14 protein-coding genes are annotated in these 14,163 nt (G+C 73.5%); 10 read left to right on the forward strand and 4 right to left on the reverse strand.

Annotated elements, in window-relative coordinates; translation table 11 throughout:
* The first annotated feature begins 10 nt into the window (after positions 1–10).
* Positions 11–1,429 (forward strand): cytochrome P450, encoded by a 1,419-nt coding sequence (locus tag NLX94_RS30620; RefSeq protein ID WP_254386355.1) that lies wholly within the window; start codon positions 11–13, stop codon positions 1,427–1,429.
* Positions 1,430–1,481: 52 nt separating this feature from the next.
* Here the strand turns inward: NLX94_RS30620 and NLX94_RS30625 are convergent, their stop codons facing one another.
* Together NLX94_RS30625 and NLX94_RS30630 are read right to left on the reverse strand one after the other, a co-directional pair.
* Positions 1,482–2,150 (reverse strand): DUF1326 domain-containing protein, encoded by a 669-nt coding sequence (locus NLX94_RS30625; RefSeq protein ID WP_254386356.1) that lies wholly within the window; start codon positions 2,148–2,150, stop codon positions 1,482–1,484.
* 148 nt (positions 2,151–2,298) lie between these two features.
* Positions 2,299–3,087: a DUF2182 domain-containing protein gene (locus NLX94_RS30630; RefSeq protein WP_254386357.1), complete on the reverse strand. Its 789-nt coding sequence runs from the start codon at positions 3,085–3,087 to the stop codon at positions 2,299–2,301.
* Between the two features lie 193 nt (positions 3,088–3,280).
* Between NLX94_RS30630 and NLX94_RS30635 the strand changes: the two genes are divergently transcribed.
* The 5 genes from NLX94_RS30635 (at position 3,281) to NLX94_RS30655 (ending at position 8,259) form a co-directional block, all read left to right on the forward strand.
* A complete protein-coding gene (locus NLX94_RS30635; protein ID WP_254386358.1) occupies positions 3,281–3,706 on the forward strand; it encodes a hypothetical protein in 426 nt (141 codons plus the stop codon).
* 178 nt (positions 3,707–3,884) lie between these two features.
* Positions 3,885–4,346 carry a hypothetical protein gene (locus tag NLX94_RS30640; protein WP_254386359.1) on the forward strand — a complete coding sequence of 154 codons (462 nt, stop codon included), beginning with the start codon at positions 3,885–3,887 and terminating at the stop codon, positions 4,344–4,346.
* 88 nt (positions 4,347–4,434) lie between these two features.
* A complete protein-coding gene (locus NLX94_RS30645; protein ID WP_254386360.1) occupies positions 4,435–5,538 on the forward strand; it encodes a PLP-dependent cysteine synthase family protein in 1,104 nt (367 codons plus the stop codon).
* Positions 5,535–6,836, forward strand: coding sequence for an MFS transporter (locus NLX94_RS30650; protein ID WP_254386361.1), 1,302 nt, complete (start codon positions 5,535–5,537; stop codon positions 6,834–6,836). Before NLX94_RS30645 ends, NLX94_RS30650 begins: the two co-directional genes overlap by 4 nt.
* A 148-nt stretch (positions 6,837–6,984) precedes the next feature.
* Positions 6,985–8,259 (forward strand): NAD(P)/FAD-dependent oxidoreductase, encoded by a 1,275-nt coding sequence (locus NLX94_RS30655; RefSeq protein ID WP_254386362.1) that lies wholly within the window; start codon positions 6,985–6,987, stop codon positions 8,257–8,259.
* Positions 8,260–8,261: 2 nt separating this feature from the next.
* Here the strand turns inward: NLX94_RS30655 and NLX94_RS30660 are convergent, their stop codons facing one another.
* Together NLX94_RS30660 and NLX94_RS30665 are read right to left on the reverse strand one after the other, a co-directional pair.
* A complete protein-coding gene (locus NLX94_RS30660; RefSeq protein WP_254386363.1) occupies positions 8,262–9,560 on the reverse strand; it encodes a HAMP domain-containing sensor histidine kinase in 1,299 nt (432 codons plus the stop codon).
* A complete protein-coding gene (locus NLX94_RS30665) occupies positions 9,557–10,213 on the reverse strand; it encodes a response regulator transcription factor (RefSeq protein ID WP_254386364.1) in 657 nt (218 codons plus the stop codon). Before NLX94_RS30665 ends, NLX94_RS30660 begins: the two co-directional genes overlap by 4 nt.
* 168 nt (positions 10,214–10,381) lie before the next feature.
* Between NLX94_RS30665 and NLX94_RS30670 the strand changes: the two genes are divergently transcribed.
* The 4 genes from NLX94_RS30670 to NLX94_RS30685 are packed head-to-tail and all read left to right on the forward strand — an operon-like array spanning position 10,382 to position 14,062.
* The gene (locus NLX94_RS30670) at positions 10,382–10,945 is read left to right on the forward strand and encodes a hypothetical protein (protein WP_254386365.1); all 564 of its coding nucleotides are present in this window, start codon (positions 10,382–10,384) and stop codon (positions 10,943–10,945) included.
* Positions 10,946–10,947: 2 nt separating this feature from the next.
* Positions 10,948–12,108: a peptidoglycan-binding protein gene (locus tag NLX94_RS30675; protein WP_254386366.1), complete on the forward strand. Its 1,161-nt coding sequence runs from the start codon at positions 10,948–10,950 to the stop codon at positions 12,106–12,108.
* Positions 12,105–12,857 carry an ABC transporter ATP-binding protein gene (locus tag NLX94_RS30680; RefSeq protein WP_254386367.1) on the forward strand — a complete coding sequence of 251 codons (753 nt, stop codon included), beginning with the start codon at positions 12,105–12,107 and terminating at the stop codon, positions 12,855–12,857. Before NLX94_RS30675 ends, NLX94_RS30680 begins: the two co-directional genes overlap by 4 nt.
* Positions 12,854–14,062, forward strand: coding sequence for an ABC transporter permease (locus tag NLX94_RS30685; protein ID WP_254386368.1), 1,209 nt, complete (start codon positions 12,854–12,856; stop codon positions 14,060–14,062). Before NLX94_RS30680 ends, NLX94_RS30685 begins: the two co-directional genes overlap by 4 nt.
* The last annotated feature ends 101 nt before the right edge of the window (positions 14,063–14,163 follow it).

Genomic DNA, 14,163 nt, shown 5'->3' on the forward strand with positions numbered 1-14,163 from the left:
GAGCGCAGGAATGCAACAGCCACGTGAACCGCACGAGATACCCCCCGGCTGCCCCGCGCACGGGAACGTCCAGATGTACGGCCCCGCCTTCGGGGCCGACCCGGACAGCCACTACGCACAGCTGCGTTCCCACGGTCCCAGCGCGCCCGTGGACATCGCTCCCGACGTCCAAGTCGAGCTGGTCACGAGCTACGACGCCGCCCTGTACGTCCTGCAGAACCCCGCCTCCTTCCTACGCGACTCCCGCCGCTGGAACGCGCTGAACGAAGGCCGCGTACCGGCCGACAGCCCGGCCCTGCCGATGATGGCCTACCGCCCCAACGCCCTCCTCAGCGACGGCGCCGCACACGCCCGGCTGCGGCGGGCCGTCACGGACAGTCTCGCCACGGTCAACGAGCACCAGCTCATCCGGCAGACGCAGCAGTCCGCCAACTACCTGATCAGCCAGTTCAGTACGGACATCCGCGGCCATGCCGAGCTGATGGCCGAGTACGCCCAGCCGCTGCCCCTCCTGGTCTTCAGCGAGCTCTTCGGCTGCCCGCCCGAGATCGGCGACCGCGTGATCGCCGGCATCAGCGGCCTCTTCGAGGGAACCCCCGGGGCCGACGAGGTGCTCGGCGGGGCGCTCACCGAGCTCATCGCCCTCAAGCGGCGGCGCCCGACGGACGACTTGACGACGCGCCTGATGGAGCACCCGGCCGAGCTGAGCGACGAGGAGGTGCTGCACCAACTGGTCACCCTGCTCTCCGGCGGCACCGCGCCGCTGGCCGCGGTGATCGGCACCAGCAGCGCCCTGTACCTCGGAGAGGACTGGCAGCTCGGACTCCCGGTCGAGGACGCGATCTCCCAGACCCTCTGGAACTACGCACCGATCTCCAACTACGCGGCCCACTACCCGACGCACGACGTCGAGCTCGGCGGCAGGGTGATCCGGGCGAACGACCCGATCCTCATCTCGTTCGCCGCGGCCAATACCGACCCGAAGCTGACCGAGCACCGGGAACAGCTCAGTGCAAAGGCGCACTTGGCCTTCGGAGCCGGCCCGCACGCCTGCCCCGCCAAGGACCCGGCCTTCATGATCGCTGTGACTGCCGTCGAGACGCTGCTCAACCAGCTTCACGACGTGGAGCTGCGCGTCCCGTTCAAGTCGCTCACCTGGGCGCCGAGTCCGTGGAGCCGCTCCCTGGTCACCCTCCCGATCCGTTTCACCCCGAAGGCCGTCGCGCAGGTATCCGGGTCGGCCACGTCGGCCACGTCGACCGGATCCCGCGCCACCGCCTGGCCGGCGGGGCCGAACGGGGGCCAGACGCCCCAGGCAGCCGCCCCCGCGCCCGCCCGCACCGACCTCCCCGGTACGCCCGCCCCTGCCGCGCCGCAGCCCAAGGGCGGCCTGTTCAGCCGCTTCCTGGCCTGGACCAGAGGCGAATGAGGAATCTGCGGTTCAGGTAACACCCGGAGTGGGCCCGGCCGCGGGCCAGGGCCTACTCCGGGCCCGTCCAGTCGAAGGTGATGTGCTTGCTGGACTGGCCCTGCCGGCTCCAGTGGAAGCCGAAGGCGTCGGCGCGGTCCGCGGTGGAGCGGCCCCAGGTGGCGACCTGTCCGGGGCCGGTCTCCGAACCCGGCAGGTTGGTCGACTGGACCCGCGCGCCCTCCGGTGTCGTCGGGCCGGTGAGGGCCACCGCACTGGCCTCGACGCGGCCGGGGATCGTGGCGCGCCAGCCGCCGAGGTCCTCGTCGACCTCGATCTCGATCGGGGCGAAGTCCATCCCGCGCATCTCGGGGCCGAACATGGCCACCATCTCGGCGGGCCAGCTGCCCGCCTGGCCACCGAAGATCATCTGGAGTGCTTCGCGCTGCGCGTCGTCGGCCCGCTCGTCGAGGAACACCGCCCCGTAGGAGTCGGTGTGCTCGGCCCACACGTTGCCGACGAAGGAGCCGAGCATGAGCACGTTGAGGCCGTCCAGCCGTACGTCGCCGTAGTGGCCCTCGCGGACGTGCCAGGCGAGGACCCCGTCGCATTCACCGTAGGTGGGCGGCTGGGCAAAGGAGCAGGGGCAGGGAACGTTGCACCTGCACGTGTCGAACCAGTCCCCCGCCGCGTGCCACCTGGGGACGGTCACTGTCGTCCCGGACACCGTCGTCTCGGACATCTCATCGCCTCCACATGACCCCCGTGCCGGGCGGGGAGCACAGGGGCGACTCCCCCGCCGGCCTCCACCACGGGCACTCGGCGGCACGGGTCATCACGTCACCCATTCTCCTCCCGGCTCCCGGGACGGTCAAAGCCGGAGCCGGAGCTCACCCCGCCATCCTCATCTCCTCCATCGGGGGAGCGTCCCCCATCGGCCCTCCGTCCTCCAGGCCCGGCAGCAGCCAGGGCTGGAAGGGGGCGAAGGCCGCCACGGCCGCCAGGACGAGGAAGGCGATCCCGACGGCCCGGCCGAACCAGGGGCCCCACCGCCAGAGCTTCTCCAGGAAGATCACCGCGGCCACCGCCGCCATGGCGGCCACGTTCATGAAGCCGAGCGGGATCAGGACGATCATCAGCCCCCAGCAGCAGCCGACGCAGTAGAGCCCGTGGTGCGCGCCGACCCGCAGGTCCTTCGCCCACGGCCGGAACCGCGCATACCGCAGCAGCTGGAACATCGGATTGCGGCAGTGCCGCAGGCAGACCCGCTTCAGCGGGCCGAACTGGTGCAGCCCCGCGAGGAGGAAGGCCCCGTACGCGAGCAGCCCGAAGCCGGTCCAGGCCAGCAGGTAGCCGCCGACGAACTCGGCTACGTGCGCCGCGCGGGCCGGGCCCGCCGACCGGTGGCCGATCCCCCGCACCCAGGTGAGGGCGACGGGCGCCACCGATGGCAGCATCATCGCCGCCATCATGACCACCCACAGCAGCAGGAAGAGCGGCAGCGCCAGCCCCATGGTGCCCGGTTCCGTCCCGCCCATGTGGCGGGCCTGCCCGATCGTGAGGACCCAGGCGAGTACGGCGATCAGCGCCATCAGCGTCCAGCCGAGCGCCAGATCGCGGCGCGGCAGCAGGACCCCCGGCCGGGCCGGCGCGGGCGGGGCCGGACGGACGCGCGGCATGGCGTACGCACCTCCGGGAATGCCGTGTCCCGAGAACACTTCCAGCTCAGCACAGAACCCGCGGGTCAGCGACGCGGCCGCCCCTGCGTGGCGCTCATGACTTCCTACAACCCTTTCCGGAAAGGGCAGTTGATTCGGCCACTCTTCCCGGAGCGGCACCCTGGACCCGGCCCGCGCCGATTACGATCACCGTGTGATGACAGCTTGGTCTCCTTCCGGCGGCCGGCCGACCCCCTCTCGTACGGGTCTGCTGGTGCTCGGCGGGCTGTCCTTGCTCCTCCTCACCCTGCTGGGCACCTGCTGCTCGGTGACGGGACACCACGGCGGAGCCTCGGCTCCGGCCCTCTCCGCATCGCCCGCGCATGCGGACGCGCACGCGGCAGCAGGGTCCGCCGCGGGCTGCTCCGAGGGCGAGGGGCATTCCACGGAACCGCACGAGAGCGCGCTCCGCGCTGCGGGCGCACGGCCGTGTGCCGTGGACGAGCCCGTCCTCGCGGGCGCCCCGGACGGGGGGCAGATCTCCCTGTCCCCCGGGTCCGCGCGACTGGCCGAACAGTCGAAGCGGCCCCCCGCCCCCTCCTCGGACCACCTCAGATCGCTGACCGTCCTCCAGGTGTAGCCGTCGGAGCCCTCCGACGACACCCCACGCGGTGCGGGATTCACGGGTCTGCCCCCGGGACGGCGATATCTTCGGCCTTCTCGGCTTCCGGCCTTCCCATCCATCCGGCCCCGCGCGCACCCGCCCGCGTCGCTCCTCCGCCCGTCGGCCCGAGAAGCGACTGCCGCACGGAGGACCTGTGCTCCGCTTCCCCCTGCCACGCTTAGCCCGGTCGGTCCCGTCCTGGCCCGGTGTCCTGCTCGCCTGCGCGCTGAGCGTGCTGCTCCTGGCCGCCGTCCACTGTTCCTCGTACCTCGTCAACGACGGCCACCAGCACCTGTCCCTTTCCGGACCGGCCGCACCCGCCGCACCCGTCTCACCCGCCGGACCCACCGCGTACGAGGAGACCCCGCGCGGTCCCGGGCTCCCGGACCGCCCCCGGCACGAGCACGGCTCCTCCTGCGTTTCCCCCTGCCTGTCCACCTGGGCCTCGGCCGCGGTGCAGCGCCCGGCGGAGGCGACCGCGGCCCCGGAGCCGCCCCTGCCCGGGGCGGCGGCGCACGCCACGGCCGCGACCGCCGCAGCGGCGGCCTCCGGCAGACCGTCCATAGCCCGTACCGGTCGCTCCAGACTGGCCGACGTCGGCCGGTGGCAGATCTAGGCCGCTCGTCGGGTCCCGCAGCGCCGCACGGCGCGCCGACCGCACGAGCAGTCCACGCCACCACGAACGCACGAACGAAGGCACAGCCATGCATTCTTCGACCGCCGACACCTCCTCCACGGGCCGCACGGCCCTGTCGGAACTGGTGGGCAACACACCGCTGTTGCGCATCTCCGAACCCCTCACCCCCGCGGGACGCGGCTTCTGGGCGAAGCTGGAGGGCTTCAACCCGGGCGGCATCAAGGACCGTCCCGGCCTGTACATGGTCGAACGGGCCCGCGCCCGCGGCGATCTGAAGCCCGGCGCGAGGATCATCGAATCCACCAGCGGCACCCTCGGCCTGGGCCTCGCCCTGGCCGGCATGGTCCACGGGCACCCGATCACGCTGGTCACCGATCCGGGCCTGGAGCCCTCCATGACCCGGCTGCTCGGCGCGTACGGCGCCCGGGTCGACATGGTCGGCGAGCCGCACCCCACCGGCGGCTGGCAGGAGGCCCGCCGCGCGCGGGTGCGGCAGCTCATGGAGCAGCACCCGGGCTCCTGGTGCCCGGACCAGTACAACAACCCCGACAACACCAGCGCGTACACCCCGCTCGCCCTCGAACTGGCCACCGAACTGCGGCACATCGACGTCCTGGTGTGCAGCGTCGGCACCGGCGGCCACTCCGCCGGGATCTCCCGCGTGCTGCGCCAGCTCTACCCGGACCTGAGGCTGGTGGGCGTGGACACCATCGGCTCCACGATCTTCGGGCAGCCCGCCCGGCCGCGGCTGATGCGCGGGCTGGGATCGAGCATCTACCCCCGCAACGTCGCCTACGACAACTTCGGCGAGGTGCACTGGATCTCCCCCGCCGAAGCCGTGTGGACCTGCCGCCAACTGGCCGGCTCGCACTACGCCACCGGCGGCTGGAGCGTCGGAGCCGTCGCGCTCGTCGCCGGCTGGCTGGCCCGGACGCTCCCCCGGGACGCGCGGATCGCGGCCGTCTTCCCGGACGGCCCGCAGCGCTACCTCGGCACCGTCTACGACGACGCCTACTGCGCCTCCCACGGCCTGCTCGATGCCCCGCCCGCCCCGGAACCGGACCTGATCGGCCGCCTCGACGAGAAGGAGGTCACCCGCTGGACCCGCTGCACCACCGTCGTCGACCCGCTCACCCTTGCCGGTGACGACACGCAGGAGCAGGACCGTTGAAGGACACGATCAAGCAGGTGCGCTCGTACGACAGCAGCGTCCAGCTCCTGATGGTCAACCAGTTCACCATCAACCTGGGCTTCTACATGCTGATGCCGTACCTGGCCACCCACCTGGCCGGGCCGCTGGGCCTGGCGGGCTGGCTCGTCGGGCTGATCCTCGGGGTCCGCAACTTCAGCCAGCAGGGCATGTTCCTCATCGGCGGGACCTTGGGCGACCGGCTCGGCTACAAGCCGATGATCATCGCGGGACTCGTGCTGCGCGTCATCGGCTTCGCGACGCTCGGCCTGGCCGAGTCGGTGCCCGCCCTGCTCGCCGCGTCGGCGGCCACGGGGCTGGCGGGGGCCCTGTTCAACCCGGCGACCCGGGCCTACCTGGCGGCGGACGCGGGTGAGCGCCGCGTCGAGGCGTTCGCCCTGTTCAACGTCTTCTACCAGGCGGGCATCCTGCTCGGCCCGCTGGTCGGCATGGTCCTGACCGGCGTGGACTTCAGCGTCACCTGCCTGGTGGCGGCCGGTGTCTTCGCGGTCCTGAGCATCGTCCAGATCCGGGCCCTGCCCGCCCGGCGCGCGGACCGCGCCGGCACGGCGGAAGGGGAGCCGGAGGGCGTCCTGCGGCAGTGGCGGGGGATGTTCGCGAACCGTCCGTTCCTGCTGTTCTCCCTGGCCATGATCGGCTCGTACGTCATGACCTTCCAGGTCTACCTGTCCCTGCCGCTGGAGGTCAGGCGGCTGGGCGGTGACGGGGCGTTCGCCGCCGGCGCGGTGGCGGTCCTGTTCGCCGTCTCCGGGCTGAGCACGATCGCCTTCCAGACCAGGGTCACCGCCTGGTGCAAGGCCCGGATGGCACCGGCCCGTGCGCTCACCTGGGGGCTGCTGGTCATGGGGACGGCCTTCCTCCCGCTGCTGGCGGCCTCGGCGGTGCCGGTGCCGGACGGCGGGGCGGGGCTGTGGCTGCTGGCCGGGGTGCCGTCGGCCATGGCGGCACTGCTGCTGGCGGTGGGGACGATGATCGCCTACCCCTTCGAGATGGACACCATCGTCCGGCTCGCCGGGAACCGGCTCGTGGCCACGCACTACGGCCTCTACAACACCATCTGCGGGATCGGCATCACCGTCGGCAACCTGGTGACCGGCATGGCGCTGGACGCGGCCCGGGAGGCCCGCGTGCCCGCGCTGCCCTGGGTGGCGCTCTTCCTGCTCGGCCTCGCCTGCGCGGCCGCCCTCCACGGGCTGCACCGCACCGGCAGGCTGTCGCCCGGACCGGCGGAGGGGGAGCGCAGGCCGGTGGCCGCCTGACCTGCGGCGAGGGGCTCCGGGATGCCGTCGGCCCGGGGCCCCCGCCGTCGGCGCGATCTTGACAAGTCTTCATGGGCATGACACCAGTGGGGCTGTACCACTCCCCCGTCCGTCAGCGGCACCACACCCCGAAGGGGGCGATCAGCGCATGCCCAGGCCCGAGAGCGCGGAACACGACCGCAGCGATGACAACTCCTACGACGTCGTCATCAGCGGAGCCGGCCTCGCCGGCAGTGCCGCGGCGATCCTCCTCGCCCGGCGCGGCGTCCGCGTCGCCCTGCTGGAACGCCGCTCGGACCCCGGGGCGTACAAGGTGCTGTGCACCCATTCGATCACCGCCAACGCCCTCCCGGTACTGGACGAGCTCGGCCTCGTACCGGAACTGGAGAAGGCCGGGGCCGTCCACAACGACGCGCGCTGGCACACCCGTTGGGGCTGGATCGAGCCGAAGCCCGCGCCGGGCGGCCCCCCGCTGCCGTACGCGTACAACGTCCGGCGCAGCACCCTCGACCCCTTGATCAGGTCCCGTGCCGCGCAGACCCCGGGCGTCGACCTGCTCCTCGGCCACCAGGTCACCGGGGTGGTCCGGGAAGCCGGCCGGACCGTGGGGGTGCGCACCTCGGCACCCGGGGGCGAGCGCGAGATCCGGGCCCGGCTGGTGGTCGGCGCCGACGGCAAGGACTCGGCCGTGGCGAAGCACGCCGAGATGCGCACCTGGACGCACCAGAACAACCGCTTCGGCTACCTCGCCCACTTCCGCGGCCTTCCGCTCCGCGACGGGATCGGCCACACCTGGTTCCTCGAACCCGACATGGCCTACGCGTTCCCGAACGACGACGGGGTGACCGTCCTCGCGGTGCTCCCGGACAAGAAGCGGCTCCCGGAGTTCCGCGAGGACCTGGAGGGCAGCTTCTACGCGTTCGTCCGCGCCCTGCCCGAGGCGCCGGCGATCGACTCCGCCGAGCGCGTCTCGAAGATCATCGGGACCGTCGACTACCCGCTCCACGACCGCAGGCCCACCGCACCGGGCCTCGCGCTCATCGGGGACGCCGCCCTGACCGGCGACCCCCTGTGGGGCGTGGGCTGCGGGTGGGCCCTGGAGTCCGCGCAGTGGCTCGCGGAGGCCGTCGCCCCGGCCGCGGCCGGCCGGGGCGACCTCGACAAGGCGCTCGCGCGGTACCTGCGCAAGCACCAGCGCAAGCTGCGCGGCCACCAGACGCTGGCGATCGACTTCGCCAAGTCCCGTCCGTTCAACCCCGCGGAGCAGCTGATCTTCTCAGCGGCGGCCCGCGACGCCGCCATGGCGCGGCACATGCACCGGTTCGGGTCCCGCCTGATCGGCCCGGTGCGCTTCCTGAGCCCCGCGGTCCTGGCCAAGGCCTCCTGGATCAACCTCAGACACCTCATGAGGAACGGCGGCTGAGCTCAGCCCGTACCGGCCGCGTCCCCGCCGCGGCCGGGCAGCAGGACGCGGACCGTGAGCCCGCCGCCCGCGCGGGGTGTGGCCACGATCTCGCCGTGGTGCGTGTCGGTGATCGCCCGGACCACGGCGAGCCCGAGGCCGAAGCCGCCGGAGCGCTCCCGGCCCTGGTGGAACGGCGCGAACAGGGCGGGCACCTCCTCCGGCGTCAGGAGCGGGCCGGTGTTGGACACCTCCAGGAACGCCCGGCCGCCCGCGGTGCCGGTCGCGAGCACGGCGGTGCCGCCTGGATGGTTGTGGCGCACCGCGTTGGCCAGCAGGTTGAGCGCGACCTGCCGGAGCAGCGCGGGGTCCCCGTCCACCGGCGCGTCCGCCGCGTCGAGCGTGACCCGGACCCCGGCGGTACGGGCGTCCTCGGCGAGCTCGTCCGCCGCGGCCCGGGCGGCCTCCGCCAGATCCGACGGACGCAGCGCCAGCGCGGCGCTCTCGGCGCGGGCCAGGGTCAGCAGGGCCGCGATCAGCCGCTCGATCCGCGCGTTGGCGTCCAGGGCGCGCAGCACGGCGGGGCGCAGGTCGTCCGGGACCCGGCCCCGGGCCAGGGGGATCTCCAGGGCGGTGCGCAGCACCGTCAGCGGGGTGCGCAGCTCGTGCGAGGCGTGCGCGGTGAAGCTGCGCTGGGCCGTGAAGCTGCGGTCGAGGCGGTCGAGCATGGCGTCGAAGGTGTCGCCGAGTTCGCGGATCTCGTCGTACGGGCCGTCGAGCGCGAGCCGCTCGTCCAGGCTGCTGCCGGTGCTGATCCGGCGTGCGGCCCCGGTCACCTGGTGGAGCCGGAGCAGGGAGCGGCGGCTCGCCCACCAGGCCAGCAGCGCGGCGAGCGCGGTGAAGACGGTGAGCAGCACGACGGACCGGGTCAGCAGGTCGCCCAGGATGGTGTCCTGGAAGTGGTCGAAGGCCCGGGACGGGGTCGTGACGGCGGCGTCGGTGGAGCCGGGGGGTGCTTCGGTGGAGCCCGGGGGCATCTCGGTGGCGCCGGGAGGTACTTCGGTGGAGCCCGGAGGCGTCTCGGCGGTGCCCGGGGGCATCTCGGTGGTGCCCGGGGGCACTTCGAGGGGCGCCTGGTCCGAGGGCCACGGGTCCAGTGTTCCCGCGGCCTCCGTGAGGAGGTCGCGGTTGGCTTCGATGAGCTGCCGGGAGCTGAGCCAGTTCAGCGCCAGCACCCCACAGCCGAGCACCGCGAAGACGGCCGTGGTCACCAGGGTCAGCCGGGCGCGCAGCGGCAGGCGCCCGGGGCCGCGGCGGCTCACAGCCGGTACCCGTAGCCGGTGTCGTGCACGATCAGGGGCGGATCGCCGATCTTGCGGCGCAGGGCGTGCACGGTGACCCGTACCGCCGTGGTGGCCGGGTCGAGCCCCGTGTCCCACAGCCGCTCCCGCAGTTCCTCGGTGGTGACCGGGGCGCCGTCCGCGGCCAGCAGCAGTTCCAGGACGCCCAGTTCCTTCGGCGTCAGGTTCAGCGGGCGGCCGTCGCGTTCGGCGACCCTGCGCACCGTGTCGAGGCTGATTCCGCGCCGGCTGAGCACCACCCCGGCACCGCCCGCGGCGGAGCGGCGGCCGAGCGCGCGCAGCCGGGCGACGAGCTCCAGGTAGGAGAACGGCTTGGTCATGTAGTCGTCGGCGCCCTGGCCCAGGCCCTCGACGAGGTCGGAGAGGGTGTCCGCGGCGGTGAGCATCAGGATCCGGGCCGGATGGCCCATCGAGGCGAGCGCGCGGCACACGGCGTCGCCGCCGAGTCCGGGCAGGTCCCGGTCCAGGATCACCACGTCGTAGTCGGCCTCGCCGGTCCGCCGGAGCGCCTCCAGGCCGTCGTGGGCGAGGTCGCAGACCATCCCCTCGTCGCGGAGCCCTTCGGCGAGCATCACGGCCAGTTCCCGCTCGTCCTCGACAATCAGCACCCGCATCGCGTCCCGCTCCGTTCGCCCGTGCCGCCGCCGTCCCCTCCGGGCCGGCGCCGGGGACCAGCCTGCCCGCAGCCGGGTTAGCCGGTGGTTAGGCGCGCGTTCACAGGTGGCTCACCGCGCCGGCCGTAGAACTGGGCGTTCATCAGCGACGCACAGGGAGTGTGGGACATGAGAAACGCATCCGCGATAGGCCGCCGGTCCGTACGGGGCCTGCGCACCCTGCCCGCCACGGCCGCCGCGGCCGCCGCCGTGGCCGCGCTGGCCCTGGCCGGCTGCTCGGCCGACGCCCCGGCGCCCGAGGTTGCCGGGGGCGAGCGCGGGGGGAAGGCCAAGCCGCAGGACGACAACGCGGTCCGGCGGGCCTGGGTGGACTGCATGCACAAGCAGGGGCAGACGAGCGTCGAGCAGGACAAGGAGGGCAACATCGGTTTTCCGGCGGCGAGCACGGACAGCGGCATGCCGTCCGGGTACGAGGACGCGGCCCGGCTGTGCGACGAGAAGGTGCCCGGCATCCACCAGGTGAAGAAGGCCGACAACGGCAAGTTCGTGGAGATGGCCCGCAAGTGGGTCGAGTGCGCCCGCAAGAACGGGTACGCGGACATGCCCGACCCCGGCGCCGAGGACGGGGTGGTCGTCGTCCCGCGCACCGTGTTCGACGAGGCGAAGTGGGACGCCGCCTCGCGTGCCTGCGACGCGCAGTTCCCGCTGCCCGGCTACCGGATCGGGGAGTGAGCATGACCCGTACGGAGGGACCCGTGGCGCCCGTGGAAGCCGACGAGCCCGTGGCACCCGTACGCAAGCGCCGGCGCGGCCGGATCCTCGTCCCCCTGATGCTGGTCGCCGCGGTGGCCGGGGCCGGGGCGGTCGCCGTCGCCCGCCCGTGGGAGCGCGGCACCGGCGGGGCCAACCGGTCGCAGGTGCAGTACGGCCTCGCCCCGGTCGAGCAGGGTTCGCTGTCCAGCGGCATCCAGCTCACCGGCTCGCTCGTCCACGACGCGCCCACCCCGGTCGTCGCGGCCGGCAAGGGCACCGTCACGGGGCTCCCGGCCGTCGGCGCCGTCGTCAAGGCCGGACAGAAGCTCTACGAGGTGGACGGACAGCCGGTGGTCCTGATGACCGGGGACCGCCCGATGTGGCGCGACCTGGGCCCCGGCGTTCCCGCCGGCTCCGACGTGGAACAGCTCGAACACAATCTGGTCGAGCTCGGCCACGCCAAGGGGCTCGGCCTGGCCGCCGACCAGAAGTTCACCCCGGACACCGCAACCGCCGTGAAGCGCTGGCAGAAGTCCCTGGGCGTCCAGGAGACCGGCGCGGTCCCCCTGGGCGCAGTCGTCATGCTGCCGCAGGAGTCCGTCCGCGTGCAGCAGGTCGGCGCGCAGCTCGGCGCCGTCCTGGGCGGCTCCCCGGTCGTGACCGTGACCCGCGAGGAGCTCGTGGTCACCGTGCGGCCGGCCGAGAACCAGCTCTCCCGGTTCAAGCCGGACGGACGGGTCCGGGTCAGGACGGCCGACGGTTCCGCCGTCGAGGGACGCATCCGGTCCCTGATCCGCGGCTCCGGCTCGGGCTCCGGCGCGGGCTCCGGCTCGGAGGACGGCTCCGGGGACGCTCCCGGTGGGGCCAAGACCACCGTGACCATCGTGCTGGACGGCCAGGAACAGGCGCAGCGGGCGGGGCAGTCCGCGGTGACCGTCACGGTGGTGGGCGACACCGCCGAGAACGCGCTCATCGTTCCCGTCACCGCCCTGCTCGCGCTGGACGGCGGCGGCTACGGCGTACGCGTCTCCGACGGCCCCGCGCCCCGGCTGGTCCGGGTCCAGCTCGGGCTGATCGCCGACGCCAAGGCGCAGATCACCGGCGATGTGAAGCCCGGCGCGCAGGTGGTGATCCCGAAGTGACCTCTCCCCTGGCGTGGGGCACCCCCGCCACGGTCCCCGCAGCCCCCGTCCCCGTCCTGGAGCTGTCCGGCATCGTCAAGGAGTACCCGGGCACACCGCCGCTGCGCGTCCTGCACGGCATCGGCCTCACCGTCGAAGCCGGTGAGCTCCTGGCCGTCGTAGGCCCGTCCGGTTCCGGCAAGTCCACCCTCCTCGCGCTGCTCGGCTCGCTCGACCGGCCCACCTCGGGCCTGCTGCGGTTCGAGGGCCGCGATCTGGGCGGTCTGTCCGACCGGGAGCTGGCCGCGCTGCGGGCGCACCGGATCGGCTTCGTGTTCCAGCAGTTCTTCCTGCTGTCCGGACTCACCACCGTCGAGAACGTGGCGACCGGGTTGCTGTACGCCGGGGTGCCGGTCTCCGAGCGGCGTGCCCGGGCCGTCGAGGCACTGCGCTCCGTGGGGCTCGGGCACCGGCTGGAGCACCGCCCCGACCAGCTCTCGGGCGGCGAGAAGCAGCGCGTGGCGATCGCCCGCGCGCTGATCGGCCGCCCGGCGCTGCTGCTCGCCGACGAGCCGACCGGAGCCCTGGACAGCGTGTCCGGCGCCGCCGTCGTCGACCTGCTGCACACCCTGAACGCGAACGGCACCACGGTGGTGGTCATCACCCACGACCGGGCGCTGGCCGCCTCGTTCCCCCGCCGGGTCGGCATCCAGGACGGCCGCATCGAGTTCGACGAACGCCTCCCGGAGCCCACTGGAGCCCACGCATGAAGACCCGTACGCGCGCCCGTACGCGCACACGCACCCGGCTGCGCCCCATGGACCTGCTGCGCCTGGGCATGATCGGGCCGCGGACCCGCAAGGTGCGTACCGCGCTGTCCGCGCTGGGCATCGCGCTGGGCATCGCGGCCGTGGTCGCGGTCACCGGCATCTCGAACTCCAACCAGCAGCACCTGCTGGCACGGCTGGACCAGCTCGGCTCCAACCTGATCACCGTGGCCCCCGGCAAGGGGCCCGACCAGCAGCCGGTGCCGCTCCCGCTCACCGCGGAGAAGATGCTCTCCGCCATCGCGCCCGTGCAGCGGACCACCGCCACCGGGGCCACGAAGGCCCAGGTGTACCGCAACGACCTGGTACCGGCGCAGCAGACGGGCAGCCTCACCGTGCTGGCCGCCCGCCTCAACCTGCTGGAGGTGCTGCGCGCCGAGCTGCGCGCCGGGCAGTGGCTGGACACCGCGAGCGAGAACCTCCCGGTGACCGTGCTCGGCGACCGGGCGGCCGAGCGGCTCGGCGTCACCGGACCCGGCGAGCGGGTGTGGCTCGGCGGGCAGTGGTACGAGGTCCTCGGCATCCTGGCCCCGAACGAGCTCGCCCCCGAGCTGGGCACCGCGGCCCTGGTCGGCTGGCCGCAGGCGGTCGCGCACCTGGGAGCCGACGGGAGCGCCGCGACCGTCTACCTGCGGTCGTACTCCGAACGCGTGCCGCAGGTCCAGGCGGTGGCCGCGGCCAGCGCGAATCCCGGCAGCCCGACCATGGTCGCGGTGAGCCGGCCCTCCGATCTCCTCCTGGCCCGCACCGAGACGGAGAACAGCCTCACGGCGCTCGTCCTCGTCCTGGCCGGAGTGGCCCTGCTGGTGGGCGGTGTCGGGATCGCCAACACGATGGTCGTCGGCGTGATGGAACGCCGCGGCGAGATCGGGCTGCGCCGCGCCCTGGGGGCCCGGGGCGGCCAGATCTCGGCGCAGTTCCTGCTGGAGGCCGTCCTGATGGGCTTTATCGGAGGGACGGGTGGACTGCTCCTCGGCGGACTGACCGTGTACGGCTACGCGCTGGTCCAGGGCTGGCCGGCCGCCATCCCCCTCTACACCCTGGTCGCCGGCCCCACGGTCTCGGTGGTGGTGGCCGCGCTCGCCGGGCTCTACCCCGCGCTGCGGGCCGCCCGGGCCTCCCCCACGGACGCGCTGCGCTCGGCGTGACCCGGGCGGATCCGGGCGGATCCGCCCGGGTCGGGGGGCGCCTTCTCCGTACAAGTGCGCAGGTCCGGGATAGGGTGCGCCGACGGACGGACACGGGTGGG

Origin of the sequence: Streptomyces sp. TBY4 (genome assembly GCF_024213195.1) — a bacterium.
In the GTDB taxonomy this organism is placed as follows: domain Bacteria; phylum Actinomycetota; class Actinomycetes; order Streptomycetales; family Streptomycetaceae; genus Streptomyces.